Genomic DNA, 23,640 nt, shown 5'->3' with positions numbered 1-23,640 from the left:
GGAGGTCCATGCCATGAATACTTCAACACCTGCTATCCGCGAGCCTTGGAACAAAGGCAAGCTGGTCGGTCAGAAAACACCGCTTCGCCTCAAAGACATCTGGGCCATTCGTGTCAGGCTGCAGCTTGCTGAGAAGATCCGAGACCTGGCACTATTCGAGCTGGCGATCGATAGCAAGCTGAGAGCCTGTGACTTAGTCAAGTTACGCGTCCGAGATGTATCCCATGGCAACAAAGTGTCTTCAAGAGCCATCGTCACACAGCAGAAAACGAAGAGGCCAGTACAGTTTGAGATAACCGAGCAGACCCGCACAGCTTTAGAAGAGTGGATGAAGCTCGCACATCTCCATAACGATGACTATTTGTTGCCAAGTCGCCTGCGCAGCTCGTGTCACTTGTCTACTCGGCAGTACGCTCGTATCGTTAAATCCTGGGTGACCGCTATTGGTCTGGAGCCTTCGGCGTATGGTACTCACACGTTGCGACGTACCAAGGCATCGTTAATTTATCGCCGAACGAAAAACTTGAGAGCCGTTCAACTTCTGTTAGGTCATACCAAACTCGAAAGCACCGTCAGATACCTTGGTATTGAGGTGGATGATGCATTGGTCATGGCTGAGCAGACAGAAGTCTAGCAGGAGCCAGCGACGGCATAGTCTCTATGCTGTCGCTATCGGCCAGATGCGGACGTGGAGAGTCGACTGTTATCACAGTAAGCATCACCACGCGCCCCCCGTTTAGCTCGACTGAATGCCTTTGCAGTCCGTTTTCCTGTCTTTGTAAGCTTCTTCGTCATATCAGGTGAATTTGGCCTGATTGAGCAGGCGCCCCACGGGAATGCCGATGAGGATAGATCATCGCGATGAATTTGGCCTCGTTGCTGTAACCACGCGCGCGTGATTGGGCCACCTGGCACAGGCCGTTCACACCTTCCAGATGTGCGTTGGTAAGACAGGAGATCCGCCGCCTCACCACCTGCTCGGAATACCGTTCCAGCGTCGTCGGGGGCCTTCGCCATGGGCTTGAGTAACGCCTGCCCGGTCACGGTCCTACCGCATGAACTTGCGGTAGATCGTGATGTGTCACAGGGCGGCACGCGGCGTCAGTGCCTTCTGGGTCCAGCGCAGCTTTTCCTTGATCACCCAGGCATCGACTGTGGCCCACTAGTCAGCTACAAACTCCTGAAGAGCGGCGACCTGCTTGGCCGTCAGGTTGCCGTTATCCGGATTTTTCAAGACCACCCACCGAAGGGCTTTTAGGCAACCTCTCTCAAGGCGCTCTTTCTTTCGGACCTCGTCAAGCGCATTGGTGAAGATCTACACCAGTCGAACGTCACGTCGGCGTTGGGAAAGCTATCCGCAACCCTGCTCAGGAAGGCCTGAGACATCTACCAGACGACCTCCACACGTTGTCCGGGTTGCCTCCATGCTCCGCTAGGAAGGCTATGAACGTCTTGATGGCGGCCTTGTCATGTCTACAGTCATCGTGGAGGCCATAGCCTAGCTAGGAGAATTCCACGCCCAACGGCGAAGAGACATATTTGAAGTCAGAAGTGCACATCCTAGGGCCTGAATCGAGCACCATCCACGATAGAGAGGCATAATAGACATTGGCTTCGGGGATGTGCAGAGCTATGCTTACACCTAATGAGCAACCATCATTAATATTACAGCCGGTTATTCCATGTGTGCTAAACCAGTATGTTAAATCTACAAAAAACTTGGAAGGTAATCGCGCGCTTTTTGATTCGCTGCCTAGCGGATAGACACCAAGTATCTGCGGCTTCGAGTGGTCCCTTGCACATCGTGGTTCCTAGGTGGGACGCCAAGCTGGGTGATGCGATCGTTTCATCCTTCTTCTTTCGGGAGGCGCGCAAGCTGAATGCGCGGGTGACTGTATTGACGGTGCCGGAGCTTGCGCCACTACATTTGCAGGACTTTGGAGTTGACCGGGTCATTGTAACTGATGCGAATCCCGGCACCGCACAGCTCTTCAAGGTCGTGCGACAACTTGGCCGTGTGGATGTCGTAGTCCATCTGGTCGGAAGGATCCAGCCAGCAGAGATTCTATTTCTACGTTTTCTGAGACCGGCACGGGTCTATTCATTCGATGACGGCTTGCGGTGCGTCAACCGTAAGTTCGGTGCCGCAACGGCTGGCCTCAGTGTCCCCGAACGTTTCGAGCGAGTGCTCATGGACCTAGGCGTAAGTGAAGTCGAGCGGAAGTACATCGTCCCCCGGCCTTCACAGATTTACTGCGCCTTTGATGCCCCGCAAATACTGGTAAACCCCTATGCGAGCCGTCCCGACAAGAGCTTAGATTTTACCAAAGCGGTGTTGTTGTTACGCGTCGTGGCTGACGCCTATCCAGAGAAATCGGTCGGGATAATGTGCAGCCCCTCTTCCCGCACAGACGCGCAGAACCTAGAGGCTGAAGTCAAACGCAAAAATGTCAATGCCCTTAAAAGTTTGACAACGCCTGGAGAAGCTGCTGGATACATAAGCTGTGCGCAGGCGGTGGTCAGTGTTGATACCGCCATCGTACACATGGCGGTCGGTTTGGAAACAAGGCTAGTAGCCATTTACCCAGCCATGGGAACTGAACACAATCCGTGGCTGCCACCGCCCTCACCAAGAACCTCAGTGGTCTACAGTCAACAAGACGTACATCGGTATCACCGTACAGGAATGAAGGAAATGAACGGATTTCAAGTCGAGGAGGTAATTGCGAGCTTAGACAGTCTGTTGGCGACCGATATCGACTCTGACGAATTGCTTTCGTTTCAAGCGCGAATCGTTCCTGGCTTGGGGGTGGCCTCCAGGACTCTGGCCCGTCAGCTCCCCCTTATTAGCCTGAATTTTCCTGAAGTCAAAGACTGTCATCCCGGAACTGTCAATCTGGAACTTGACCGCCCCCTGATCGTAAACAAGCCGGATCACCGCACTGCCCCACTCGCTTGGACACCGAGTGGCCGAACAACCGAGGTTTTTGACCTAGTGAGAATTGGGTTGGAGTTCGACCACGAGGAAAAAATATTACCGGCATGGCTATATATCGCCCATGCCTCCCCTCATAGGCATACTCCGACCATCCATGAGGTGATTGCTGGCCCCATGGATCTAGCCGACGTATCAAGCTGCCGTGTTCACCTCCGCGCAAGCGCAGTGGCTCCAACGGAGTGTTAAGGCCTTCCGAAACTCGCCTTGGCCACCTTGGCCATCATTGTCCAAACCACTCGATTAGTCGGTCAGTCTCGTCAAGCCAATAAGAGAGTTCAGGCTCGATGTGGAGGAACAGCTTGGCTAGCAAGGTACCTTCGGAAAGAAACTCCGCAACAGGTACGACACGGCTGGTCGTACGTGTAAAGTACGTGTTGTAAAGCTTGATCATGGCCGCATCAGTTACCAGAAAATCGGCGGGTTCTAAATCCAACCGACGCATCACATCACAACTGCTGAAGTTGTAGAGTGGGCGGTAGCCGGGGTCGACGATTGCTGGCGGAATCGGCACCAATTCCTCGCCACTTTGCTCCACAATCTCTTTGATTCCTCCCGGGTTTCCCCAAGAGTGCGGCCCACCAGCTAACCCGGCGGTCAGAGCCTTGGCAAGCAAGGGGTTGCCCGCCCGCGAAGCGAACATACATTCACTTAACCAATGCAGTTTGCAACTGAGTCCTGTTGGAAAAAGCAAGCTCGTCGGATCACGAAAGAAAACAGTATCAGCGTCTACCCAAACGCCACCATGCCGGTGGACAAAAGCCATGCGAATGAAGTCACTCTTGGCAATTATCGCCTCGATGCCCTCTGCCAGCGTGAAGGCTAGAGGCTCGAACCCCCAATCCTTGCCTAAGATATTCGAGTCGATGTATTCCGGGACTGTTTGAGGCGTCAACAAAAGAAAATTGTCGCCCAGGGCCCTCTTGATCGAAACAAGTGCTAAAGCTATATAGGGTGGCATCGACTGCCCCGGAGCCGTCTCCCAAAAGCTCACATAGCGCACTTTATTCCCTTTACAGCGGTTCAAAACTGGACCGCCATTCCGTCTGGGGTTAATAGGCCAGCGTCTGAGAGGTGCCTTTTGAGTATTGCCAGCGACGGTGCACACTCGGACTGTCTCAGAAAATCGTTACCCAAAGCGGACTTGTACAGGTTCAGCCAATTCATAATGGGCACCCTAGGCAGGAACGCTGCGAACTCCTTCCTGTTGACTTCGGAAAATACCAAACGCAGCGTCCGCAGGATCGGCTGGTAATCCGCCTCGGACAAAAGCGCGGCCAAATCACCATCGAGACGGTTGTTAATGACCATCGTATTTAGGCGCTCCTCGATTGTAGCATCAACAAGCGCTACCCTCGGATCAATCGCTACTGGGTAGATTGCTTGGAACGACTTGGCACCGTTAAGCATGGACTCGTACAGCACCTTGTCAGCGGTCGATCCGGTCACCAGCACATCATCACCAAAGATCACATGCACACCGCTCCAGCGGTAGAAGTTCTCAGCGGGGATGACATGATCCTGAACTAGGTTGACGCGCTCGCGCTCCTCGGTACTCAGGCTGGCGTAGTTCTCGCACGGTGGCGCAATCCGAGGCAACTTGACATTAATAATCGTAGGCAAATCCATATGCGCAAGCTTGAGATTGACCTCCTCTACCACGATGTCATAAAGGACGTTCGCCGTGGATGGCACATTGCGCAAGCCGGTAGTCATCATCACCACGTTATCATTACAGGCCTTTGCGGTGTGGAACAGGCGCGCCCAATGCGATTCAGGCTCGTCAAGTTGTGCACATATATGCTCTATCAGTAACCATGCCAAGTAGCGTATATCCCTCATGCTCCCATACTTAGCGCGGCTATAGGTTGCGACCAAGGCCGAGGCGTCGGAGTCACTGCCCATATTCCGGAACGAGCCCAAACCGTCCGGCGACAGATAGTTCAAGGCGCTCCCACCGAAAATAGAGACGTACTCGGGCATGTTTATCAGGGCGCGCTTGAGCAGGTCGGCTGCGAATGCACGTAACCCCAGCTTCACGTCCTCGGGACGAATCTGCATCCGAGCTTGGTGAAACCTTGCCAACTGGACATCGGCCGGTGCTGCTGCGGTTTCGCTCCAGTGGATCGGGAGCAAGTTGTCAGACATTTCGATGTTCACTGTAAAATAATTTATTGGTTGCTTTGACCTACCGCCAGAGCGGCCGGCTCGTCCAAGGGCACGTCTATTCTGCGGCGGCGTTCAAAGTAGCTGATACTCTGCAAGCCAAGAGGTTGCAGAGCATTGAGCATATCCCTGATTCCCGCGCCAGCATCGCAAGGGTCGTGAGCATCAGAGCCAACGGTGAAAGCTGCGTTGTGTGTCATCAATTGCGTCAACAGTGCGCGAGACGGATAGGACCACACCCCATGTATCTCGTTTCCCGACTCAAGATCCAGGCTCGATTTGCGAATGCCCGAAGCATTCAACTCATAAGCGATGCCATTGCGGGCGAAGAGCGGCAGTAACGGCTCAAGACGACGCAAGACGACTTCTTCGGAAACGCCTCTCAGCAAGGTGTCTGCGTGACCCACAGCATCGAACAAGCCACTTTCCAGCAGTGCCTCTAGATTCGCGCAGTAACGATCAAGGAACGCTTGTCCAGCCAGGCGTGGCAGCTCCCATACCTTCACCATTCTATTGCCGGGCACCTCGACGTAATGGATTGAGCCGATGGCGAAGTCCAACTCGTAGCGAGCCATAAGGTCATGATTGTAGGATTCGGAACCCGGCATATAGTCGAACTCCAAGCCACGCAGTATTTTGATCTGCCCTTGATATACCTGCTGCGCTCGATCAATATCGGCGAAGTAGTAGTCGAGTTCAGCCTCCAAAAGGCGATTGTCCGAGTCCACGGCGAAAGGCGCGTGATCGGTAATGGTTAGAACCTTCACACCCGCAGCTATTGACGCGCGAACTAGTTCGTCGACAGAACCGGTCGCATGTTTCGAATAAAAAGTGTGGCTATGAGAATCAATCATGCGGGCACCAATTTCTCAAGCAGGCCGTCGTGAATCGCCAGTTCTTTGACTAGCCAATAGGGGTTGTTTGCCTTCGCCACGATAGACTGTACGAGTTCCACGTTGTCGATACGAGCCAGCAGGTCGGTCAACGGCTGACTATAAAGCGCTCTCACCAACGGAGTTTCCCTTACATGGGAGGCTAAGTATTTCCAACGAACGGTATCGAAGTGAATATTACCCAGTCGCTGGCTCTCAACCCCGTACAGGTAGACATCTCCGTTGGGCTTTATTGTTAAATCCATTCCGTTAGCTAGCGGCGGCTTATTCAAGCTGCCAAAAGTGAAGCGTTTGTTGACCTTGTTCTCGGTGGCCTCGATATAGTCATACAGATCCAAGTATCCGTCAGGCGTACTCGGTGCAGGGTGCACAAGGTTCTTGTAATCAATTTTAAAGCTGTCTTTACCAACGACCAATATATCCTCAAGGGTATCCCGCGGCTCTATGACGGCGAGAATCCCCCAACGTGCCAGCTCGGAGGCTAAGTAATCCCGTGTAAAATCACGGTCGGTATCGATGGAGCGGAACGAAAAGCTCAGCCCAGCTGGGCGAAATTCTCGCAGGAAATTTATGCTGAATCCGTGAGCCCGCCACTTCACTTGCTTGATGTGATGGCTATCTGTGCTCAGGCGAATATTGCAAGTGTCCCCGTTATCTAGCACGATCTGGTTTGTTGTTTCGTAGAACTCGGCCATCTTGTCATGAGGAAGGAATCCACTAGTAATAAACTCGAAGCTGTTCCCGCCACCAGAAAGCCTGAGAATTTCGTGAAATACCTTTACGTTATTGAGCGGCTCGCCTTCCCCACTAACAGAGATCCGCTTCACATCGGACCCATTGATCAGGGCAGACAAGTTTTCCTGTGCTAGCGTCGACAGTGTCATGCTCTCGCCCGCCTTATGCTTGTCAGCATACATGCAGAATGCGCAGCCCACACCGCAGACCTGGGTAATATCGATGTAAAGCAGATGCCCCTGGAGATCCATGCTTACTTTCCCGTATAGAGTCTTATCACCATTTTTCGAGGCGATATTTAAATTTTCTCCGCAGATAAGCCTCTTATCCTGCGGAGAGACACCCATTGTACTGCCGTCTTATCCAATATAGAAGGCTATTCTATAAATCATAAGCCTGGATAGGCCGCGCATACGATGACAGTATAGCGCTGAAATAATTATGACACTGACGTTTAGGACTTTCGTGTCGTGTCTAACTATCGGCATATATACATTATTCTTTAAATATTTTTCCTGAGTTCAAGCAATATGCGCGACACCTGACTTCATTCAACACCGATAAGCGCACCTCGCACCCTTGCCGACACGTCCGCTTTGGGTCGATAGCAGTCTCTGCAGAAGTAATGCCCCGGCTCCCACGACTTGGAGAGAACCATCGCCCATCAACGCAAATGCCCCCGCAACGAACCCACATTTCGGAGGAAGGCACGCTACCGCTATGACAGGCCCGTGAGGTGCCGCCTCCTGGCCGCTGCTGGCCGCTGCTGGAGAAAAGCGTCGCCATTAGGCGACAGCACACATCCACGCGGAAATATCTGGTAACAACGAGGCTACCAAAGATTTCTTTGGGATGTGTGAACGAGCGCTAATGCATAGGTCGTAGAGAGGATGTCTTGGCGTGGGTTGATGGTTTTCGTGGAGGGTGGCTGCCCTAGCCCCGGCGGCCGCTGAGCAGGTGCGCGGAGACCTCGAACACCGCGCGGCCGCGGGGGTCGATGACGTCACCCAGCTCGACCTGGGCCTCGCTGAGCACCTGCTGGATGGTGGCCTCGTCGAGGTGCACGCCCATCACCGGCAGCCAGCCGCGCAGGTCCGCCTCGAGAAGCGAGGTGATGCTGGGGAAGTCGGCGATGCCCTGGCGGGTGGCCACCGCCAAGTCCTCGAAGCCGGCCTCGCGGGCCATGGTCTCAAGAGCGGCCTCGTCGCCGAGCACGAAGGGGGCGCGCAGCGCCTCCGCGGCGGCGGGGCCCGCGATGCGCTCCAGCAGGGCGACCTCGCGGGCGTAGGTGGGGTTGCCGTCCAGGCCGTCGAACACCGCCACGGCGAGCCGTCCCGCGGGCACCAGCACGCGGTGCATCTCGCCAAGGGCCGCCGGCTGGTCGATGAAGAACATCAGCCCGAACTGGCACAGCACGGCGTCGAACGCTTCGTCCTCGAAGGGCAGCTGCTGGGCGTTGCCCTGGCGCCAGAGGATCTCCGGAGCGAGCTCGCGGGCCACCTCGAGCATGCCGCCCATCGCATCCAGGCCGACCACCAGCCCGGAGGGGGCGGCGCGGGGCTGGGCCTCGCGGGCGAGGATCCCCGTGCCGCAGGCCACGTCCAGCACGCGATCGCCGGTCGCGACCCGCCCCAGGTCGAGCAGTGGCGTGGCCCACTGCCGAAACAGCGAGGCCACGAAGAGCGCCTCGTAGGCGCGGGCCGCCTCGATCTCCTGAGCCATCGGTGTGTCGTTCATCACCCGCCCTCCCCTATCTCCCCCTCCCCGTTGGAAAAGGGGGCAGGCGGGCCGCGGGCGTCGATGGGAACCGGCGGACGTCACGTTGCCCGCCCGTATTCGGAGTATAGCCCGGCCTCGATCAGGTTCGCGGCACGGCGGGTCAGCGCGGGCTTGCCACCAGGGCATCGCCGACGGCGAGCGTGCGGCCGCTGCCGGCCAGCAGGATGGCGTTCTGGCCGAAGTAGCCGCCCGGGGCGAGGCGGGTGTTCATCTCCACCAGGGTGCGCAGCGGCTCGCCGGGCACGGTGATCTCGCCGGTCGCTTGGTCGACGGTGGTGATCTTGCAGCGCTGGCAGGGCTTGCGCAGGCCGAGGCGCACCGCGCCCTCGTGAAGGGCGAGCTCGCCCCAGCTGTCCTCGGCGAAGGGCTCGCTGGCATCCACCACGATGCTGGGCCGGAAGCGTTCCATGGGCACGGACTCTAGGCCCTTGGCGTGCAGGCGGCGGTTGACCTCGTCAAGCGACCCTTCGGTGACCACCAGGAAGGGATAGCCGTCGGCGAAGGCGGTATGGGCCCGCTCGTCGGGGGCCAGGTAGTGGGCCTCGACGTCGCGACGCTGGTCCGGGGCGAAGCGCACCAGGCGCAGGCCGCTGCCCTTGAAGTCGCCGAGCACGGCGCCGAGCCAGGCGGCGGCATCAGCCCCCTCGTCCAGCGCCTGACACAGGTCGTCCCAGACGTAGACCGGCAGGCGCGGCTGGTCCGCGCGATCGAGCGGCATGGCGAGCGGCGCGGCGTCTGGATGCTCGAGCACCAGCGCCTCGTCGGTCAGGCGCACGCCAATCTGGGCCATCCCGGGGAGTTGGCGCTGGGTGACGAAGCGGCCGATGTCGTCGACCACCATCCACTGCCGGTCATGGGCCAGGCCACGCTCGGTCAGCTCGGCGCGCTGGAGGGAGATGCCGCGCAGCGACTTCACCGGGTAGATGGTGAGCTGGGTGATCTTCACGGGGCGTTCCTCTCGCCGATGGGGCCCCTATCGTGCCGTGCCGGGACCGCCGGGCATAGAGGCACGCGGCACGGGCGCGTCAACGCGCGATCGGCGTCAGGCGTGACTGACTCGCCATTCACTGGCCGCCGCAGCAGCCCATGTCCTGCTGGACCGGCGGGCAGGGCACGTCGCCGTAGGAGCAGAAGACGCAGCAGTCGCCCTCCTCGGGCGTCAGCAGGCGATGGCACTGCTCGCAATCATAGAAATACTGGCAGGCGTCGGTGGGCATCGTCTCGGTCTTGCGATGGCCGCACTCCGGGCAGGTCAGGGTCGATGTCGTGACGATCTCCGTCATGCCGAACTCCTCGCTGGCGTGAGTGGCTGGTCTGTTCAGCATAGCCATCTGGCGGACGGCCTCACGCGGCGCGGCGGGTGTCGGCGTCCTGAGGGCGCGGCCTCAGAGGCGCTGGGTCTCGATCACGTAGCCGATGATCGGATAGCCCGCCTTCTTGGCGGCCTTCTCGGCCTCGAGCTGGGCCTCGATCTTGGAGATGCTGGTGGAGGCGTGCTCGAACACGGTATCCATCTCCAGCGGCTTGGTGCGCACCGCCAGCTTGACCAGGTGGCCGGTCTTCGGCGCGCCGGCGGCCTTGCTGCGGGGCGCCCTGGGCGCCGGCTCGGACGCGGGCGAGGCGGTGGTCGCGCCACCGCGCTTCTTGTCGCCCTGCTTGGGGCTCATGAAGTCCTCGATCTGGCGACGCATCACCTGTTCGAATTCGCTCAGTTCTGTTTCCATCGTTGCTCCGTGGGCCGCATGTCCGCATGCGGCGAGTTACCAAAGGGGGCGACATCCATTGCTCGGCACTGCCGATTCGACACGCGATGGCCGCCAGGCCACCAGCATGGCGGTGATGAGTCCGACAGCGTTTCGGCGATAAATATAAGGGCTAGCGCCCACCGGCAGGCGGCGTGGCGCTCGCGGTCATCCACAGGCGTGGGGCCTGCACGAGAGGTCATGGCGATGCAGGGCGAGCGGCCATTCGGCATCGCCCCTCATCACAGACCGATCGTATAACGCCGCCGTGAAACGCGTGAGGTAGTGAAGGTCGACAGCTTATCGTCCCCTCTCGGCAAGCGAAACCCCTCTCATTCCCCTCACGCGCTCACGACACCTCGAGGGCGATCTTGAGCACGCCGTCGCGCTGGTGGGAGAAGAGGTCGTAGGCGTCGACGATCCGCTCCAGCGGATAGCGGTGGGTGACCATGGGGCCGAGATCCAGGCGGCCGCTGTCGATGATCTGCATCAGCCGGCGCATGCGCTCCTTGCCGCCGGGGCAGAGCGAGGTGACGATCCGGTTGTCGCCCAGGCCCGCGCTGAAGGCGTCCAGGGGAATGGTCAGGTCCTCGGAGTAGACGCCCAGGCTCGACAGGGTGCCGCCGGGCTTGAGCACCCGCAGGGCGGACTCGAAGGTCTGCTGCAGCCCCAGCGCCTCGATGGAGGCATCCACCCCGCGCCCGCCGGTGAGCTTGAGGATCTCGGAGACCACGTCGACCTTGCGGAAGTCGATGACCACATCGGCGCCCATCTTGCGGGCCATCTCGAGCCGCTCGTCGACCCCGTCCACGGCGATGATCAGCCCGGCGCCGCGCAGCCTGGCACCGGCGGTGGCGCAGAGGCCGATGGGCCCCTGGGCGAAGACCGCCACGCTGTCGCCGATCTTGATATTGGCCGACTCCGCCCCGGCGAAGCCGGTGGACATGATGTCCGGGCACATCAGCACCTGATCATCGCTCAGGCCGTCGGGCACCGGCGAGAGGTTGGCCTGGGCATCCGGCACGCGCAGGTACTCGGCCTGGGCGCCATCGATGGTGTTGCCGAAGCGCCAGCCGCCCATGGGCTTGTAGCCGTGTGCATGGTGGCCGCCGTCCTGGGCGCTACAGCCGTCCTGGCAGGCGTAGGAGGTGAAGCTGGGGCAGATCGCCCCGGCGATCACGCGCTGCCCTTCCCGATAGCCCTGAACGTTGGCACCGAGCTTCTCGATCACCCCCACCGGCTCGTGGCCCACGGTCAGGCCTCGCTCCACCGGGTACTCGCCCTTGAGGATGTGCACGTCGGTGCCGCAGATGGTGGTGGTGGTCACGCGAATCAGGGCATCGTTGGGACCAATCTCCGGCATCGGCTTGTCGTCGATCTCGATGCGGCCGGGTTCGACGAAGATGGCGGCTTTCATCATGGCGGGCATGAAGGGCTCCTGGCATGTATTAGAATATTAAGCGGGTAAGCTATAACAGCCATCTGTCCTCTTGCCCGTGATGCACGTCAAGGACGCATCAACTAGCGTCCTGCGCCGTCACGCACTCCGCTCCCTAACGCCAAGGACCTCGAATGTCAGCGGCCGATACCCTGCGCCTGATCCTGCTCTCCACGCTGTGGGGGATGTCGTTCATCTTCATGCGCGTGGCGGTGCCCGAGTTCGGCCCCGTGCCGCTGATCCTGCTGCGCATGGGCATCGGGGCGCTGCTGCTGGTGCCGCTGCTGTTGAGCGTTCGCTACCTGCGCCTGGTGCGGGAGCACGCGGGCCGGCTGTTGCTGCTGGGGCTGATCAACCACGTGCTGCCCTTCTCGCTGCTGGCGCTCGCCACCACCCGGCTGGAGGCGGGCTTCACCTCGCTGATCAACGCCACCACGCCGATCTTCACCGCGCTGATCGGGGCGCTGTTCTTCGCCACGCCGATTCAGCGTCAGCAGTACCTGGGGCTCGCCATGGCGCTGTTCGGCGTCTACGTGCTCTCGGCGGACCGGCTGGATTTCGCGCTGGGCGGCGACGGCTGGTTCATCCTCGCCGTGCTGGGCGCCACCTTCTGCTACGGCGTGGCCGGCAACTACGCCAAAAACCACCTCGCCCACCTGCCGGTACGGGTGCTGGCGGCCGGCAGCACCAGCGCCTCGGCGCTGATCCTGCTGGTGCCGGGGCTGCTGCTGTGGCCCGAGGCGCCGATCAGCGCCCTGGCCTGGGGCAATGGCCTGGCGCTCGCGGTGCTCAGCACCGCCCTGGCCTTCCTGCTCTACTTCGGCCTGATCGCCAGCGCCGGCGCCACCGCGACCTCCACCGTCACCTTCCTGGTGCCGGTCAGCGCCCTGCTGTGGGGCTTCCTGCTGCTCGACGAGGAGCTCAGCCTGCAGATCCTTTCGGGCATGGCGATCACCCTGGCGGGCACCGCCATCGCCACGCGGATGATTCGGCTGGGCCGGCGCCCGCTGGCCTAGACTGACCGGGGACAGGCTCCGCGGACGGGAGACGCCATGGCCGACGCCGAGATCCGTTTCCATGACCGGCTGAACGACCTGCTGCCGCCGGCCCGGCGCGGCCGCACGCACACCCAGGCGGTGACGCGGCGGGCGGCGATCAAGGACGTGATCGAATCGCTGGGGGTGCCGCATACCGAGGTCGACGTCATCCTGGTCGATGGCGACTCGGTGGGCTTCGAGCACATCCTGGCCGGCGGCGAGCGGGTCGAGGTCTACCCCTGGACCAGCGCCCCGCCGGCGGCGCGCCATCTGCGCCCCGCTCCCCCAACATGCCCGCGCTTCGTGCTGGATGCCCACCTCGGCCGGCTCGCTGGCTATCTGCGCCTGCTCGGCTTCGACTGCCACTACCGCCGCGACATCGACGATGCCGAGTTGGCGGCCATCGCCGAGCGGGAGGGTCGCGTGGTGCTGACCCGCGATCGTCCGCTGCTTCGGCGCAAGCGCATCCGCCTCGCCCACTGGGTACGCCACACCGATCCCTGGCGCCAGGTCGAGGAGGTGTGCGACGAGTTCGACCTCTATCCCGCCTTTGCCCCTTTCACCCGCTGTGCGCGCTGCAACGGCCGGCTGGCCAGCGTCGAGAAGGCGGCGGTGATCGACCGCCTGGAGCCGCTGACGCGACGCTACGTGGAGACGTTTCTGGAATGTGAGGAGTGCGGCCGGCTCTATTGGCACGGCAGCCATGTCGCGCGGCTGGAAGCGCGGGTGGAGCGCCTGCGGCGACGAGGCCTCAGGCAGCAGGGGCTCAGGGAGAGGGAGCGTTGACCGACTCGCCCGCCGACGCTCTTACCGACTCTCTTACCACGAGGCGTGGATCGAGCTGCAGCACCGGCTGCAGGGGCTTGCCGTGCTCCAGGCGATCGATCAGCTGGGCGCTGGCCATCGCCCCCAGCTCGTAGACCGGCTGGTGCACCGTAGTCAGGGACGGGCTGAAGTAGCGGCCGAGCTCGATGTCGTCATAGCCCACCACCGAGAGCTCGTCGGGAAGCCGGAGCCCGTGCTCGCGGGCCGCGCGCATGGCGCCGATGGCCACCAGGTCGTTGAAGGCGAACAGCGCCTGGGGCGGCGATGACGATTCGAGCAGCCGCTGCATGGCGTCATGGCCGCCGTCGGCCATCAGGTTGGTGGCGACGATGCGCGAGTCGGGCGGGCGAAGGCCCGCCTTCTCCAGCGTTTCCAGGGCGCCGGCCAGGCGCTCGCGGGAGCGCGGATGCGAGGCGGGTCCAGTCAACAGGGCGATGTCGGTCAGGCCGCGCGCCAGCAGGTGCTCAATGGCGAGCCTGGCGCCCAGGCGCGAGTCGTCGTTGACCACGGCGATCTCCTCGCCGCTGGTCGGGTCGGCATCCATCAGCACGGTGGGCAGCGGCTGGCGCGCCAGCGCCGCCAGGAAATCGGGCCCGCTATGGGCGGTCATCACGATCAGGCCGTCGACGCGCTTGTCGCGCAGGGCCTGCAGGTAGGTGAGCTGTCGGGTATCCGCATCGCCGGTGTTGCACAGCATCAGGCTGTAGCCGTGGGCGAAGCAGTGATCCTCCACGCCGCGGATGATCTCGGCGAAGAAGGGGTTGTTGGCGGCCGTCACGATCATCCCGATGGTGCGGCTGCGGTTCGACTTCAGGGCCCTTGCGATGCTGTCGGGCCGATAGCCGAGCTCGGCGATGGCGCGCTGCACCCGCACCTGGGTGGCGGGGGCAACGCGCCGCGTACCGTTGACCACGTGGGAGACCGTGGTCACCGATACGCCCGACTGCCGGGCGACGTCCTTGAGGCGAATCATGGCGCGGCGCCCAACCTTGCGGTCACCGGCGTTACTCCTGGGTCACCGGCATCATTCCTGGGTCACCAGCTGAAGCGGCACCGGCACGTTGGCCTCGACGCTCTCGCCCTTGAGCAGGCGGTCGGCGGCGGTCACGCCGAACTCGCCGATGCGCGCCGGCTGCTGGGCGATGGTGGCGCTCATCTTGCCGTCGTTGACGGCCTGGATGCCGTCGTCGGTGCCGTCGAAGCCGACCAGCACGACGTCGTCCAGCCCGCTCGCCTGCAGCGCGCGCTGGGCGCCGAGGGCCATCTCGTCGTTCTGGGCGAACACCGCGTCGATCCCCTGGTGCGCCTGGAGCAGGTTCTCCATGACGTTGAGGCCCTCGCTGCGGTTGAAGTTGGCCGGCTGGGTGGCCACCAGCTCGATGCCGTCCATCGCCTCGATGGCGGTCATGAAGCCTTCGCCGCGGTTGCGCGTCGCCGAGGCGCCGGGCACGCCCTCGAGCTGCACCACCTGCCCTTCGCCGCCGAGCTGCTCGATGATGAACTCGCCGGCCAGCTCGCCGCCCGCCACGTTGTCGGAGGCGATGTGCGAGACCACGTTGCCGCCGTTGGCGCTGCGATCCAGGGTGATCACCGGCACGTCCTGGGCGTTGGCAGTGCGCACGCTCGAGGCGACGGCATCGGAGTCGGTGGGGTTGATCAGCAGCACGTCGATGTCACGCGACAAGGCGTCCTCGACGTTGGAGAGCTCGCGCGCGGCGTCGTTGCTCGAGTCGAGCACGATCAGCTCGTGGCCGAGCGCCTCCGCCTGGGCCTGGGCGCCCTCCTGCAGGGTCACGAAGAAGGGGTTGTTGAGGGTCGAGATCACCAGGGCGATACGATCGGCCATGGCGTTCTGGGCCGTACCGAGGCCCACGGTGGCGGCCACGGCGGTGGCCAGGATCAGCTTTTTCATGTGGCAAGGCTCCTGAGGTCTTGTTGTCGAGTGTCCGGGCTAGGCGCGAGTCAGGACGAGGACTGCGAGCGGCTGTCGATCAGCACCGCCAGCAGGATGACCGCGCCCTTGGCGATCATCTGGAAGTAGGACGAGACGCCGAGGATGTTCAGGGCGTTGTTGAGCACCCCGATCACCAGCGCCCCGACCAGCGTGCCGAAGATGCGCCCGCGCCCGCCCATCAGGCTGGTGCCGCCGATGACCACCGCCGCGATGGCGTCGAGCTCATAGGTCATGCCGGCGTTGGGCTGGGCGGAGCCCAGGCGCGCGGTCAGCACCACGCCGGCCAGGGCGGCGCAGGCCCCGGCGATGGCGTAGACGCTGACCTTGATGCGATTGACGTTGATGCCCGACAGCCGCGCGACCTGCTCGTTGCCGCCCACGGCGTAGACGTGGCGGCCGAAGCGGGTGTGGTGCAGCACCGCCCAGCAGAGCACGAAGACGAAGAACATCAGGTAGATGGGAATCGGGATGCCCATCCAGTAGCCGCCGCCGAGCTGCCAGAAGGCGTCGGCGACGTCCCCGCCGCCGATCGAGATCGGCCGGCCGTCGGTGTAGACCAGCGTCGCCCCGCGCACCACGGTCATGGCGACCAGGGTGACCACGAAGGCCTGGATGCGCCCGAAGGCCACGAACAGCCCCGACACCATGCCCATCGCCGCCCCTGCGGCGATGGAGCCGGGCACGCTGATCCAGGGGGCCAGCCCCGAGGCGGTCATCGAGGCGGCGAAGGCGCCGCTCAGCGCCAGCACGGCGCCCACCGAGAGGTCGATGCCGGCGGTCAGGATGACGAAGGTCACGCCCATCGCGATGATGGCGTTGATGCTGGTCTGCCTAAGGACGTTGAGCAGGTTGTCCCCGGTCAGGAAGTTGTCGCTCATGGCGGCACTGACCACGACCAGCAGCACGAGGGCCAGGAAGGCCTTGTTGTCGATCAGCAGGCGCACCGCCGATCGGTTCATGGGGGTAGCAGTCATGGTCTCTCAAGTCTCCATCGGCGTGGCGACATGTGCCGCCGCGGTCATGATCTTTTCCTGGGTGGCCTCGTCGCGGGTGAATTCGCCGCTGACGTGCCCGTTGGCCAGCACGAGGATGCGATCGGACAGGCCGATCAGCTCCGGCATCTCCGAGGAGATCAGCAGGACGCACTTGCCCTCGCGCTTGAGCCGGTTGATCAACAGATAGATCTCACGCTTGGCGCCGACGTCGACCCCGCGCGTGGGCTCATCGAGGATCACGATCTCGGGTTCGGGCATCAGCGCCTTGGCCAGCGAGACCTTCTGCTGGTTGCCGCCGGAGAGGGTCTTCACGGGCTGGCGGGGGTCGCTCAGCTTGATGCGGAAGGCCTCGATGTAGTGGGCGATGGCGCTGGCCTCGCGGCCGTGGCGAATGACGCCCAGCGGGCCGCAGAAGGCCGGCAGCGCGGTCAGCGACATGTTGTCGGCCACCGAGTGCTCGAGCACCAGGCCCGACTGCTTGCGATCCTCGGGCACGTAGACGAGGCCCGCCTCGAGGCCCTGCTGGGGCGAGCTGAAGCGAACCTCGCGCCCCTTGACGCGGACCCGGCCGGCGCGGCGCGCCACGTCGCCGCACAGGGCGCGACACATCTCGGTGCGCCCGGCGCCCATCAGGCCGCCGAAGCCCAGCACCTCGCCGGCGCGGGCGGTGAACGAGACGTCCTCGACCCCCGGCGCCACCAGGTGCTCGACCTCGAGCACCACGTCGCCGGCCTCGGGCGGCTCGTAGGGGTAGCGATCGGCCAGCTCGCGGCCGACCATCTGCTGGATCAGCCGGTCCTCGTTGGACTCCGCCGTGGGGCCCTGATGCACCAGGCGGCCGTCGCGCAGCACGGCGACGTCGTCGCACATGCGAAATATCTCGGCCAGCCGGTGGGTGATCAGCACCAGCGACTTGCCGGCGGCGCGCAGGGTGGCGACCACCCGCTCGAGCACCGCGGTCTCGACGTCGGTCAGCGCATCGGTGGGCTCGTCCATGACGATGATCTCGGCATCCAGCGACAGCGCCCGGGCGATCTCGACCATCTGCTGCTGGCCGATGCTCAGCTCGGAGACCGGCGCGCGCGGGTCGATGGGCTGCTCGAGCTCCTCGAGCAGCGCGGCCGCCTCACGGAACAGGCGACGCCAGTCGACGCTGCCCCAGGCCGTGAGCGGCTCACGGCCGAGGAAGATGTTCTCGCCGGCGGAGAGGGTCGGCACCAGGTTGAGCTCCTGGTGGATGATGGCGATGCCGGCATCCATGGCCTGGCGCGGGGTGGTGAAGCGCACCTCTTGGCCGTGCAGGCGGATCGCCCCGGCGTCGGCCTGGTGGACGCCGCTCAGCACCTTCATCAGGGTCGACTTGCCGGCCCCGTTCTCGCCGGCCAGCGCCAGCACGTGGCCAGCATAGAGGTCGAGGTCGACGTCCTGCAGCACCGTGACCGCGCCGAACGACTTGCCGATGCCCTGCAACGCCATGCGCGGCAGCGCGGCCTCGATCGGGTTCTCCGTGGAGGTCAAAACGGCACCCCGCTGCGCAGCACGACGTTGGCGTAGGGCGTGCACTCGCCGGTGCGCACCACGAAGCGCGCCGCGGGCAGCAGGCCCTTGAAGGCCTCGTGGGAAACCCGCTGGCGCTCCAGGGGGCCCTTGTCCCGGGCGTCCAGGGCATCGAGGCGGGCCGCGAGCCGGTCATGCAGGTCCGGGCTCACCTCGCGAAGCTCGCTGGCCAGGGTCACCCCCTCCAGGCAGAGCTCGTCGGTCAGCGCGTCGAACACCTCGAGAAAGCCGGGCAGGCCCGGGCGCAGCGCCAGGTCGACCCGGGGCACGCCCGGGGGAATCGGCAGCCCGGCATCGGCGATCACGAAGGTGTCGGTATGACCAAGCTCGGCGATGAGCGTGGCGAGGGGGGCATTGAGAAGGCCGTGGCGTTTCATGACACATCCAGGCGAGGTATCGCGATAATGAGCTTCAGCGTAGGACGCAAACGTTTGCGGTCGCGATTATCCATAAGTCTATGCCCAACGCAAGACGGCCGTGGCGATTGCGCCACGGCCGTCTTGCGAGCCTCGAGCAGGCGGATCGGGCTCGCATCGCTGGTGCAAAAGCGGCGGCGCTTGTCCCGCCAAGGGTTGAACCTCATCGGTGTTGGCTATACCTATCCCAGTGAGGGGGCTTGACCACGAAGCGACATAGAACATCCACGGCGGCTCGGAGCACCGGCAGCACGGCCCGTCTCCCCAGGTCCCCACGCACATCCGGGTTTAGCGTAACTGACATCACGAGGAGGTTTCTCATGTTGGCAGATCCCTATCCCACTCGCCTGAACGACTACCGCGCCCCCCTGCCCCGCCGAGAGCCGGTGGTGCATGCCCGCAACCAGCGTCGCTGGGAGGGGCCGCTGGATGAGGTGGCACTCTCGCGCTACGAACGGGATGGCTTTCTGTGGTTCAACGGCTTCTTCTCGCGGGATCGCATCGAGCCGTTCTTCGAGGAGCTCAATGAGATGGCCAAGGACGAGGAGCTGATGCGCTCCGAGCAGGTCATCAAGGACCCGAATAATGGCGCCATCCGTTCCGTGTTCGGCATGCACCGCTTCTCGGAGCACTTCGACCGCATGACCCGCGACCCGCGCATCCTCGGCATGGTGCGCCAGCTGCTGGGCAGCGAGGTCTATATCCATCAGTCGCGCATCAACGACAAGTACGGCTTCCAGGGCAGCGGCTTCGACTGGCACTCGGATTTCGAGACCTGGCACGCCGAGGACGGCATGCCCCGCATGCGGGCGGTCAGCGCCTCGCTGATGCTGACCGACAACAACGAGTTCAACGGCCCGCTGATGCTGATTCCCGGCTCGCACCGCCACTTCGTGCCCTGCATGGGGGAAACCCCGGAGGCCAACTGGCAGGAGTCGCTGAAGGCCCAGGAGGTCGGCGTGCCCGATCAGCAGGCCCTCGCGCGGCTCGCCGAGCATGGCGGCATCCAGGCGCCCAAGGGACCGGCGGGCTCGCTGCTGCTGTTCGAATGCAACACGCTGCACGCCTCGAACGAGAACATGTCGCCCTGGCCGCGCTCCAACCTGTTCTTCGTCTACAACAGCGTGGACAACACCCTGGACGAGCCCTATGCGGCGCCCTCGCGGCGGCCCGAGTTCCTGGCGACCCGCGAGGACATCGAGCCGCTGACGATGCATGACGACTTTCCGGAGCTCTCGGGCCAGGGCGTCGAGCCGCTGCGCTGAGCGTGCCGACCGGCACAACCCGCCTGTCTCCAACGACAACGGCCGTGACGCGAGCGTCACGGCCGTTTGCATGGCGGCGGGAAGCGCGAGATCAGAAGTTCGGCTTGCGCTTCTCGACGAAGGCGCTCATGCCCTCGCGCTGCTCTTCACCCGCGAAGCAGAGCGCGAACAGGCTGGTCTCCAGCGCGAGCGCGCTGTCGAGGTCCTGATCCAGGCCGTCGTGGACCGCCTGCTTGGCGCCGCGCACCGCCTCGGGGCCGTTGCCGCCGAGCTGCTTGGTGAGTTCCTCGGCGTAGGCCTCGAGCTCGTCCTGGGACATCACGCGATTGACCAGGCCGATGCGCAGCGCCTCCTGGGCATCGATCTTGCGGCCGGTGGTCACCAGGTCGATGGCCATGGCCGGGCCAACGCGGCGCGGCAGGCGCTGGGTGCCGCCGAAGCCGGGGATCACGCCGAGCAGCACCTCGGGCTGGCCGAAGATGGCATTGTCGCTGGCCACCGCCCAGTCGCAGGCCAGGGCCAGCTCGCAGCCGCCGCCGAGGCAGAAGCCGTTGACCAGCGCCACCACCGGCACCGGCAGGGTCTCCAGGCGCTTGATGGTCTTCAGCGCCTGGCCGGCGAAGGCGCGGGCCTGCTCCGGGGTCTTGTCGCGCATCTCGGCGATGTCGGCACCGGCGACGAAGGACTTCTCGCCGGCCCCGGTGATCAGCACGGCGCGCAGGTCGTCCCGCTGCTCAAGCTGGTCCAGCACGCCGGCCAGCTCGCTGATCACGGCGCTGTTCAGGGCGTTCAGCGCCTTGGGGCGGCTGATGGTCAGGCGGACGATGCCGGCGTTGTCGGCGACCTCGATCAGGGTCTCGCTCATGGAATGGCTCCTGGGATTGTTGTTGAGGGGGAAGGCGTTATTGAAAGCAGACCGCCCAACCCTAGCGAACGCTTGGTTGGGCGGCAATCCCCTCTTTTGTCGGGGCTGGCCACCCGTGACGAAAGGGGCGCCGGGGAAAGGTCGGAGAGGAGGTCCTACGCCATGGATGGCGTCGGTAGCGTACAGGGAGGTATTTACAGCGCCTCCTCGTAGACCTGTCTCCGGCAAAGCCCCCGGGTGTCACTCATAGACATGGAAGCCGCGCCCAGACTTGCGCCCCAGATAACCGGCATCGACCATGCGCCGCAGCAGCGGGCAGGGGCGGTACTTGGGATCGCCGAAGCCCTCCTGCAGCACCTCCATGATCGACAGGCAGACGTCCAGGCCGATCAGGTCGGCGAGCGCCAGCGGCCCCATGGGGTGGGCGGCGCCAAGCTTCATCGCCTCGTCGATGGCCTCGGGGGTGGCCGCGCCCTCCTGCACCAGGAACGCCGCCTCGTTGATCATCGGCACCAGCAGCCGATTCACCGCGAAGCCCGGGGAGTCGCCCACCGGCACGGCGGTCTTGCCGAGCGCCTCGGCCAGCGCCTCGATGCGCGCCACGGTGGCGTCGCTGGTCTGCTCGGCGCGAATCACCTCGACGAGCTTCAACACCGGCACCGGGTTGAAGAAGTGCATGCCGACCACCCGCTCCGGGCGCTCGCACACCCCCGCCAGGCGCGTCAGCGACAGCGAGGAGGTGTTGGAGGCGAGGATCGCATCATGGGTAAGGCGGCTCAGGTCGCGAAACAGCTTCTCCTTGAGCGCTGGCTGCTCGGGGGCCGCCTCGATGATCACCTCGCACTCGCGCAGGGCGTCCAGCGCGGTGGTGGTGTCCAGGCGCCCCATGGCGGCCGACTTGTCGGCGTCACTGAGCTTCTCCTTGGCCACCAGCTTGCCCAGGCCCTTGTCGATGGCCGCCGTGGCGCGGCCGAGCTGCTCGTCGGCGACGTCGTAGAGCTTGACCTCGAAGCCGCTCGCCGCCAGTACCTGGGCGATGCCCTGGCCCATGGTGCCGGCGCCGACCACGCCGATCGGTTGCTCACTCATTGCACTCTCCTTAGGTGTCGTTGGCAGGACCACTGCAATTGTACGGCTCGCTCGAGGCGTTTCCGGCAACAGGCCCCGAAGTGTCGGACCATCAAGGAGGCGCTGTGAACCCATCCCTGGGCGCTACTTTTGCCTTCCTGGCAAAGACCTCCTCTTCGACCTGTTCCCGGCGCCTCTCGCTACAGGAAGCACTGGGCCGTGCTTCCTGTCGGATTACTGCTTGCGCGCTTCATCTCGCAGCACGAACTTCTGGATCTTGCCGGTGGAGGTCTTGGGCAGCTCGGTGAAGATCACGGTCTTGGGCACCTTGAAGCGGGCCAGGTGCTTGCGGCAGTGCTCGATGATCTCCTGCTCGGTGACCTCGCCGTAGCCCACCTTGAGCTTGACGAAGGCGCAGGGCGTCTCGCCCCACTTCTCGTCGGGCTTGGCCACCACCGCGGCCTCCTCCACCGCCGGATGCGAATAGACGGCGTCCTCCACCTCGATGGTGGAGATGTTCTCGCCGCCGGAGATGATGATGTCCTTGGAGCGGTCCTTGATCTCGAGGTAGCCGTCCGGATGCCAGACCGCCAGGTCGCCGGTATGGTACCAGCCGCCCTCCAGCGCCTGCTCGGTGGCCGTCTCGTTCTTGAGGTAGCCCTTCATGACGTTGTTGCCGCGCATCAGGATCTCGCCGATGGTCTCGCCGTCCTTGGGCACCGGCTCGAGGGTGGTCGGGTCGGCCACGCAGAGCGCCTCGAGCATGTGGTAGCGCACGCCCTGGCGGGACTTGATCCGCGCGCGCTGCTCCAGGGGCAGCTCGTCCCAGGCCTCGCGCCAGGCGCACACGGTCACCGGGCCGTAGACCTCGGTCAGGCCGTAGACATGGGTCACGTCGATGCCGAGCTGCTCGACCCCGGCGATCACCGAGGCGGGCGGCGCCGCGCCGGCGGTGGTGACCTTCACCGGATGATCGAAGTCGCGCTTCTGCTCGTCGGGCAGGTTGACCAGGCCGTTGAGCACGATCGGCGCGCCACTGAAGTGGGTCACGCCCTCGTCGGCGAGCAGGTCCATGATCCGCTTCGGGTCGACCCGGCGCAGGCAGACGCTGACGCCAGCATTGGCGGCGATGGTCCAAGGGAAGCACCAGCCGTTGCAGTGGAACATCGGCAGCGTCCACAGGTAGACCGGATGGTGCGGCATGGCCCACTCGAGGATGTTGCTGACCGCGTTCAGGTAGGCGCCGCGGTGGTGGTAGACCACGCCCTTGGGCTTGCCGGTGGTGCCGGAGGTGTAGTTGAGCGAGATCGCCTGCCACTCGTCCTCTGGCAGGACGTAGGCGTAATCCGCATCTCCCTCGGCCAGCAGGGCCTCGTACTCCACCTCACCGATGCGGCGCGCCTCGCCCTCGAAGAGCGCATCGTCGACGTCGATCAGCAGCGGCGGGTGCGCAAGCCCGGCCACCGCGGCCTCGATCACCTCTGCGAACTCGGGGTCGACCAGCACGGCCTGGGCCTCGCCGTGCTCGAGCATGTAGGCGATGGCCTCGGCGTCCAGGCGGATGTTCAGGGTGTTGAGCACGCAGCCCGCCAGCGGCACGCCGAAGTGCGCCTCGAACATCGCCGGCACGTTGGGCAGCATGGCGGCCACGGTCTGGCCGGGCTTGATGCCGCGGCGCTCCAGCGCCGAGGCGAGGCGCCGGCAGCGCTCCCAGGTCTCGGCCCAGGTGCGGCGGATCTCGCCGTGCACCACCGCCGGGTAGTCCGGATAGACGCTGGCGCTGCGCTCGATGAAGGTCAGCGGCGAGAGCGCCACGTGGTTGGCCGGCGTCTGGGGCAGGCCCTGCTCGAAGATGCTCTGGGTCATGATGGGCTCCACGGAGGTTCCGGTGGGTCGTCGCCGGCCCGACG

23 protein-coding genes are annotated in these 23,640 nt (G+C 63.7%); 5 read left to right on the top strand and 18 right to left on the bottom strand.

The window, feature by feature from the left end; translation table 11 throughout:
• Positions 1 to 13: 13 nt before the first annotated feature.
• The gene (locus ACGTNG_RS03945) at positions 14 to 634 is read left to right on the top strand and encodes a tyrosine-type recombinase/integrase (RefSeq protein ID WP_394575627.1); all 621 of its coding nucleotides are present in this window, start codon (positions 14 to 16) and stop codon (positions 632 to 634) included.
• 157 nt (positions 635 to 791) lie between these two features.
• Here the strand turns inward: ACGTNG_RS03945 and ACGTNG_RS03940 are convergent, their stop codons facing one another.
• On the bottom strand, positions 792 to 971 hold the full coding sequence (locus ACGTNG_RS03940; protein WP_394575625.1) for a transposase: 180 nt from the start codon (positions 969 to 971) through the stop codon (positions 792 to 794).
• An 833-nt stretch (positions 972 to 1,804) separates the two neighbouring features.
• Here ACGTNG_RS03940 and ACGTNG_RS03935 point away from each other — a divergent pair.
• Positions 1,805 to 3,184 carry a glycosyltransferase family 9 protein gene (locus ACGTNG_RS03935; protein WP_394576165.1) on the top strand — a complete coding sequence of 460 codons (1,380 nt, stop codon included), beginning with the start codon at positions 1,805 to 1,807 and terminating at the stop codon, positions 3,182 to 3,184.
• Between the two features lie 34 nt (positions 3,185 to 3,218).
• On the opposite strand, the gene ACGTNG_RS03930 is transcribed toward ACGTNG_RS03935, so the two are convergent.
• The 9 genes from ACGTNG_RS03930 to ACGTNG_RS03890 form a co-directional block, all read right to left on the bottom strand.
• Positions 3,219 to 3,998 carry a capsular polysaccharide synthesis protein gene (locus tag ACGTNG_RS03930; RefSeq protein ID WP_394575624.1) on the bottom strand — a complete coding sequence of 260 codons (780 nt, stop codon included), beginning with the start codon at positions 3,996 to 3,998 and terminating at the stop codon, positions 3,219 to 3,221.
• A gap of 20 nt (positions 3,999 to 4,018) precedes the next feature.
• Positions 4,019 to 5,143 carry a hypothetical protein gene (locus tag ACGTNG_RS03925; protein WP_394575623.1) on the bottom strand — a complete coding sequence of 375 codons (1,125 nt, stop codon included), beginning with the start codon at positions 5,141 to 5,143 and terminating at the stop codon, positions 4,019 to 4,021.
• Between the two features lie 23 nt (positions 5,144 to 5,166).
• Positions 5,167 to 6,015: a histidinol-phosphatase HisJ family protein gene (locus tag ACGTNG_RS03920; RefSeq protein ID WP_394575622.1), complete on the bottom strand. Its 849-nt coding sequence runs from the start codon at positions 6,013 to 6,015 to the stop codon at positions 5,167 to 5,169.
• Complete coding sequence (locus tag ACGTNG_RS03915; protein WP_394575621.1) at positions 6,012 to 7,040, bottom strand: hypothetical protein; 1,029 nt, start codon at positions 7,038 to 7,040, stop codon at positions 6,012 to 6,014. The genes ACGTNG_RS03920 and ACGTNG_RS03915 overlap by 4 nt, the downstream gene beginning before the upstream one ends.
• Before the next feature lie 682 nt (positions 7,041 to 7,722).
• A complete protein-coding gene (locus tag ACGTNG_RS03910) occupies positions 7,723 to 8,526 on the bottom strand; it encodes a methyltransferase domain-containing protein (RefSeq protein WP_394575620.1) in 804 nt (267 codons plus the stop codon).
• Between the two features lie 142 nt (positions 8,527 to 8,668).
• Positions 8,669 to 9,514 carry an MOSC domain-containing protein gene (locus ACGTNG_RS03905; RefSeq protein ID WP_394575618.1) on the bottom strand — a complete coding sequence of 282 codons (846 nt, stop codon included), beginning with the start codon at positions 9,512 to 9,514 and terminating at the stop codon, positions 8,669 to 8,671.
• Positions 9,515 to 9,632: 118 nt separating this feature from the next.
• On the bottom strand, positions 9,633 to 9,851 hold the full coding sequence (locus tag ACGTNG_RS03900) for a GDCCVxC domain-containing (seleno)protein (RefSeq protein ID WP_394575617.1): 219 nt from the start codon (positions 9,849 to 9,851) through the stop codon (positions 9,633 to 9,635).
• Positions 9,852 to 9,953: 102 nt separating this feature from the next.
• Positions 9,954 to 10,292, bottom strand: coding sequence for a hypothetical protein (locus ACGTNG_RS03895; RefSeq protein WP_394575616.1), 339 nt, complete (start codon positions 10,290 to 10,292; stop codon positions 9,954 to 9,956).
• A gap of 367 nt (positions 10,293 to 10,659) precedes the next feature.
• Positions 10,660 to 11,739, bottom strand: coding sequence for an NAD(P)-dependent alcohol dehydrogenase (locus ACGTNG_RS03890; RefSeq protein WP_394575615.1), 1,080 nt, complete (start codon positions 11,737 to 11,739; stop codon positions 10,660 to 10,662).
• Between the two features lie 143 nt (positions 11,740 to 11,882).
• Here ACGTNG_RS03890 and ACGTNG_RS03885 point away from each other — a divergent pair, with 143 nt between their 5' ends.
• Both ACGTNG_RS03885 and ACGTNG_RS03880 read left to right on the top strand, forming a co-directional pair.
• On the top strand, positions 11,883 to 12,764 hold the full coding sequence (locus tag ACGTNG_RS03885; protein ID WP_394575614.1) for a DMT family transporter: 882 nt from the start codon (positions 11,883 to 11,885) through the stop codon (positions 12,762 to 12,764).
• A gap of 36 nt (positions 12,765 to 12,800) precedes the next feature.
• Entirely contained in the window at positions 12,801 to 13,571 is a 771-nt protein-coding gene (locus tag ACGTNG_RS03880; protein WP_394575613.1) for a Mut7-C RNAse domain-containing protein, read from the top strand.
• Here ACGTNG_RS03880 and ACGTNG_RS03875 read toward each other — a convergent pair.
• The 5 genes from ACGTNG_RS03875 to rbsD are packed head-to-tail and all read right to left on the bottom strand — an operon-like array spanning position 13,552 to position 18,493.
• Positions 13,552 to 14,583, bottom strand: coding sequence for a LacI family DNA-binding transcriptional regulator (locus ACGTNG_RS03875; protein ID WP_394575612.1), 1,032 nt, complete (start codon positions 14,581 to 14,583; stop codon positions 13,552 to 13,554). The two genes, ACGTNG_RS03880 and ACGTNG_RS03875, sit on opposite strands and share 20 nt — an antisense overlap.
• A 51-nt stretch (positions 14,584 to 14,634) precedes the next feature.
• Positions 14,635 to 15,522 (bottom strand): ribose ABC transporter substrate-binding protein RbsB, encoded by an 888-nt coding sequence (rbsB, locus tag ACGTNG_RS03870; protein WP_394575611.1) that lies wholly within the window; start codon positions 15,520 to 15,522, stop codon positions 14,635 to 14,637.
• A gap of 50 nt (positions 15,523 to 15,572) precedes the next feature.
• Positions 15,573 to 16,538, bottom strand: a complete 966-nt coding sequence (rbsC, locus tag ACGTNG_RS03865; RefSeq protein ID WP_394575610.1) for a ribose ABC transporter permease — start codon at positions 16,536 to 16,538, stop codon at positions 15,573 to 15,575.
• Between the two features lie 6 nt (positions 16,539 to 16,544).
• A complete protein-coding gene (locus tag ACGTNG_RS03860; protein WP_394575609.1) occupies positions 16,545 to 18,077 on the bottom strand; it encodes a sugar ABC transporter ATP-binding protein in 1,533 nt (510 codons plus the stop codon).
• A complete protein-coding gene (gene rbsD / locus ACGTNG_RS03855) occupies positions 18,074 to 18,493 on the bottom strand; it encodes a D-ribose pyranase (RefSeq protein WP_394575607.1) in 420 nt (139 codons plus the stop codon). The genes ACGTNG_RS03860 and rbsD overlap by 4 nt, the downstream gene beginning before the upstream one ends.
• A gap of 359 nt (positions 18,494 to 18,852) precedes the next feature.
• Between rbsD and thpD the strand changes: the two genes are divergently transcribed.
• The gene (gene thpD, locus ACGTNG_RS03850) at positions 18,853 to 19,797 is read left to right on the top strand and encodes an ectoine hydroxylase (protein WP_394575606.1); all 945 of its coding nucleotides are present in this window, start codon (positions 18,853 to 18,855) and stop codon (positions 19,795 to 19,797) included.
• A gap of 91 nt (positions 19,798 to 19,888) precedes the next feature.
• On the opposite strand, the gene ACGTNG_RS03845 is transcribed toward thpD, so the two are convergent.
• The 3 genes from ACGTNG_RS03845 to ACGTNG_RS03835 form a co-directional block, all read right to left on the bottom strand.
• Complete coding sequence (locus ACGTNG_RS03845) at positions 19,889 to 20,662, bottom strand: enoyl-CoA hydratase-related protein (protein WP_394575605.1); 774 nt, start codon at positions 20,660 to 20,662, stop codon at positions 19,889 to 19,891.
• Positions 20,663 to 20,902: 240 nt separating this feature from the next.
• Entirely contained in the window at positions 20,903 to 21,751 is an 849-nt protein-coding gene (locus tag ACGTNG_RS03840) for a 3-hydroxybutyryl-CoA dehydrogenase (protein ID WP_394575603.1), read from the bottom strand.
• A 213-nt stretch (positions 21,752 to 21,964) separates the two neighbouring features.
• A complete protein-coding gene (locus ACGTNG_RS03835; protein ID WP_394575602.1) occupies positions 21,965 to 23,596 on the bottom strand; it encodes an acyl-CoA synthetase in 1,632 nt (543 codons plus the stop codon).
• Positions 23,597 to 23,640 lie beyond the last annotated feature (44 nt).

It is taken from the genome of Halomonas sp. B23F22_3 (assembly GCF_043496965.1).
In the GTDB taxonomy this organism is placed as follows: domain Bacteria; phylum Pseudomonadota; class Gammaproteobacteria; order Pseudomonadales; family Halomonadaceae; genus Halomonas.
This window is presented reverse-complemented; position numbering and strand designations above follow the sequence as displayed.

Coding starts and splice junctions, on each gene's coding strand:
- ACGTNG_RS03945 (WP_394575627.1), top strand. CDS start 14: ATGAATACTTCAACACCTGCTATCCGCGAGCCTTGGAACAAAGGCAAG.
- ACGTNG_RS03925 (WP_394575623.1), bottom strand. CDS start 5,143: ATGTCTGACAACTTGCTCCCGATCCACTGGAGCGAAACCGCAGCAGCA.
- ACGTNG_RS03920 (WP_394575622.1), bottom strand. CDS start 6,015: ATGATTGATTCTCATAGCCACACTTTTTATTCGAAACATGCGACCGGT.
- ACGTNG_RS03915 (WP_394575621.1), bottom strand. CDS start 7,040: ATGGATCTCCAGGGGCATCTGCTTTACATCGATATTACCCAGGTCTGC.
- ACGTNG_RS03910 (WP_394575620.1), bottom strand. CDS start 8,526: ATGAACGACACACCGATGGCTCAGGAGATCGAGGCGGCCCGCGCCTAC.
- ACGTNG_RS03900 (WP_394575617.1), bottom strand. CDS start 9,851: ATGACGGAGATCGTCACGACATCGACCCTGACCTGCCCGGAGTGCGGC.
- ACGTNG_RS03895 (WP_394575616.1), bottom strand. CDS start 10,292: ATGGAAACAGAACTGAGCGAATTCGAACAGGTGATGCGTCGCCAGATC.
- ACGTNG_RS03890 (WP_394575615.1), bottom strand. CDS start 11,739: ATGCCCGCCATGATGAAAGCCGCCATCTTCGTCGAACCCGGCCGCATC.
- ACGTNG_RS03885 (WP_394575614.1), top strand. CDS start 11,883: ATGTCAGCGGCCGATACCCTGCGCCTGATCCTGCTCTCCACGCTGTGG.
- ACGTNG_RS03880 (WP_394575613.1), top strand. CDS start 12,801: ATGGCCGACGCCGAGATCCGTTTCCATGACCGGCTGAACGACCTGCTG.
- ACGTNG_RS03875 (WP_394575612.1), bottom strand. CDS start 14,583: ATGATTCGCCTCAAGGACGTCGCCCGGCAGTCGGGCGTATCGGTGACC.
- rbsB (WP_394575611.1), bottom strand. CDS start 15,522: ATGAAAAAGCTGATCCTGGCCACCGCCGTGGCCGCCACCGTGGGCCTC.
- rbsC (WP_394575610.1), bottom strand. CDS start 16,538: ATGACTGCTACCCCCATGAACCGATCGGCGGTGCGCCTGCTGATCGAC.
- rbsD (WP_394575607.1), bottom strand. CDS start 18,493: ATGAAACGCCACGGCCTTCTCAATGCCCCCCTCGCCACGCTCATCGCC.
- thpD (WP_394575606.1), top strand. CDS start 18,853: ATGTTGGCAGATCCCTATCCCACTCGCCTGAACGACTACCGCGCCCCC.
- ACGTNG_RS03845 (WP_394575605.1), bottom strand. CDS start 20,662: ATGAGCGAGACCCTGATCGAGGTCGCCGACAACGCCGGCATCGTCCGC.
- ACGTNG_RS03840 (WP_394575603.1), bottom strand. CDS start 21,751: ATGAGTGAGCAACCGATCGGCGTGGTCGGCGCCGGCACCATGGGCCAG.
- ACGTNG_RS03835 (WP_394575602.1), bottom strand. CDS start 23,596: ATGACCCAGAGCATCTTCGAGCAGGGCCTGCCCCAGACGCCGGCCAAC.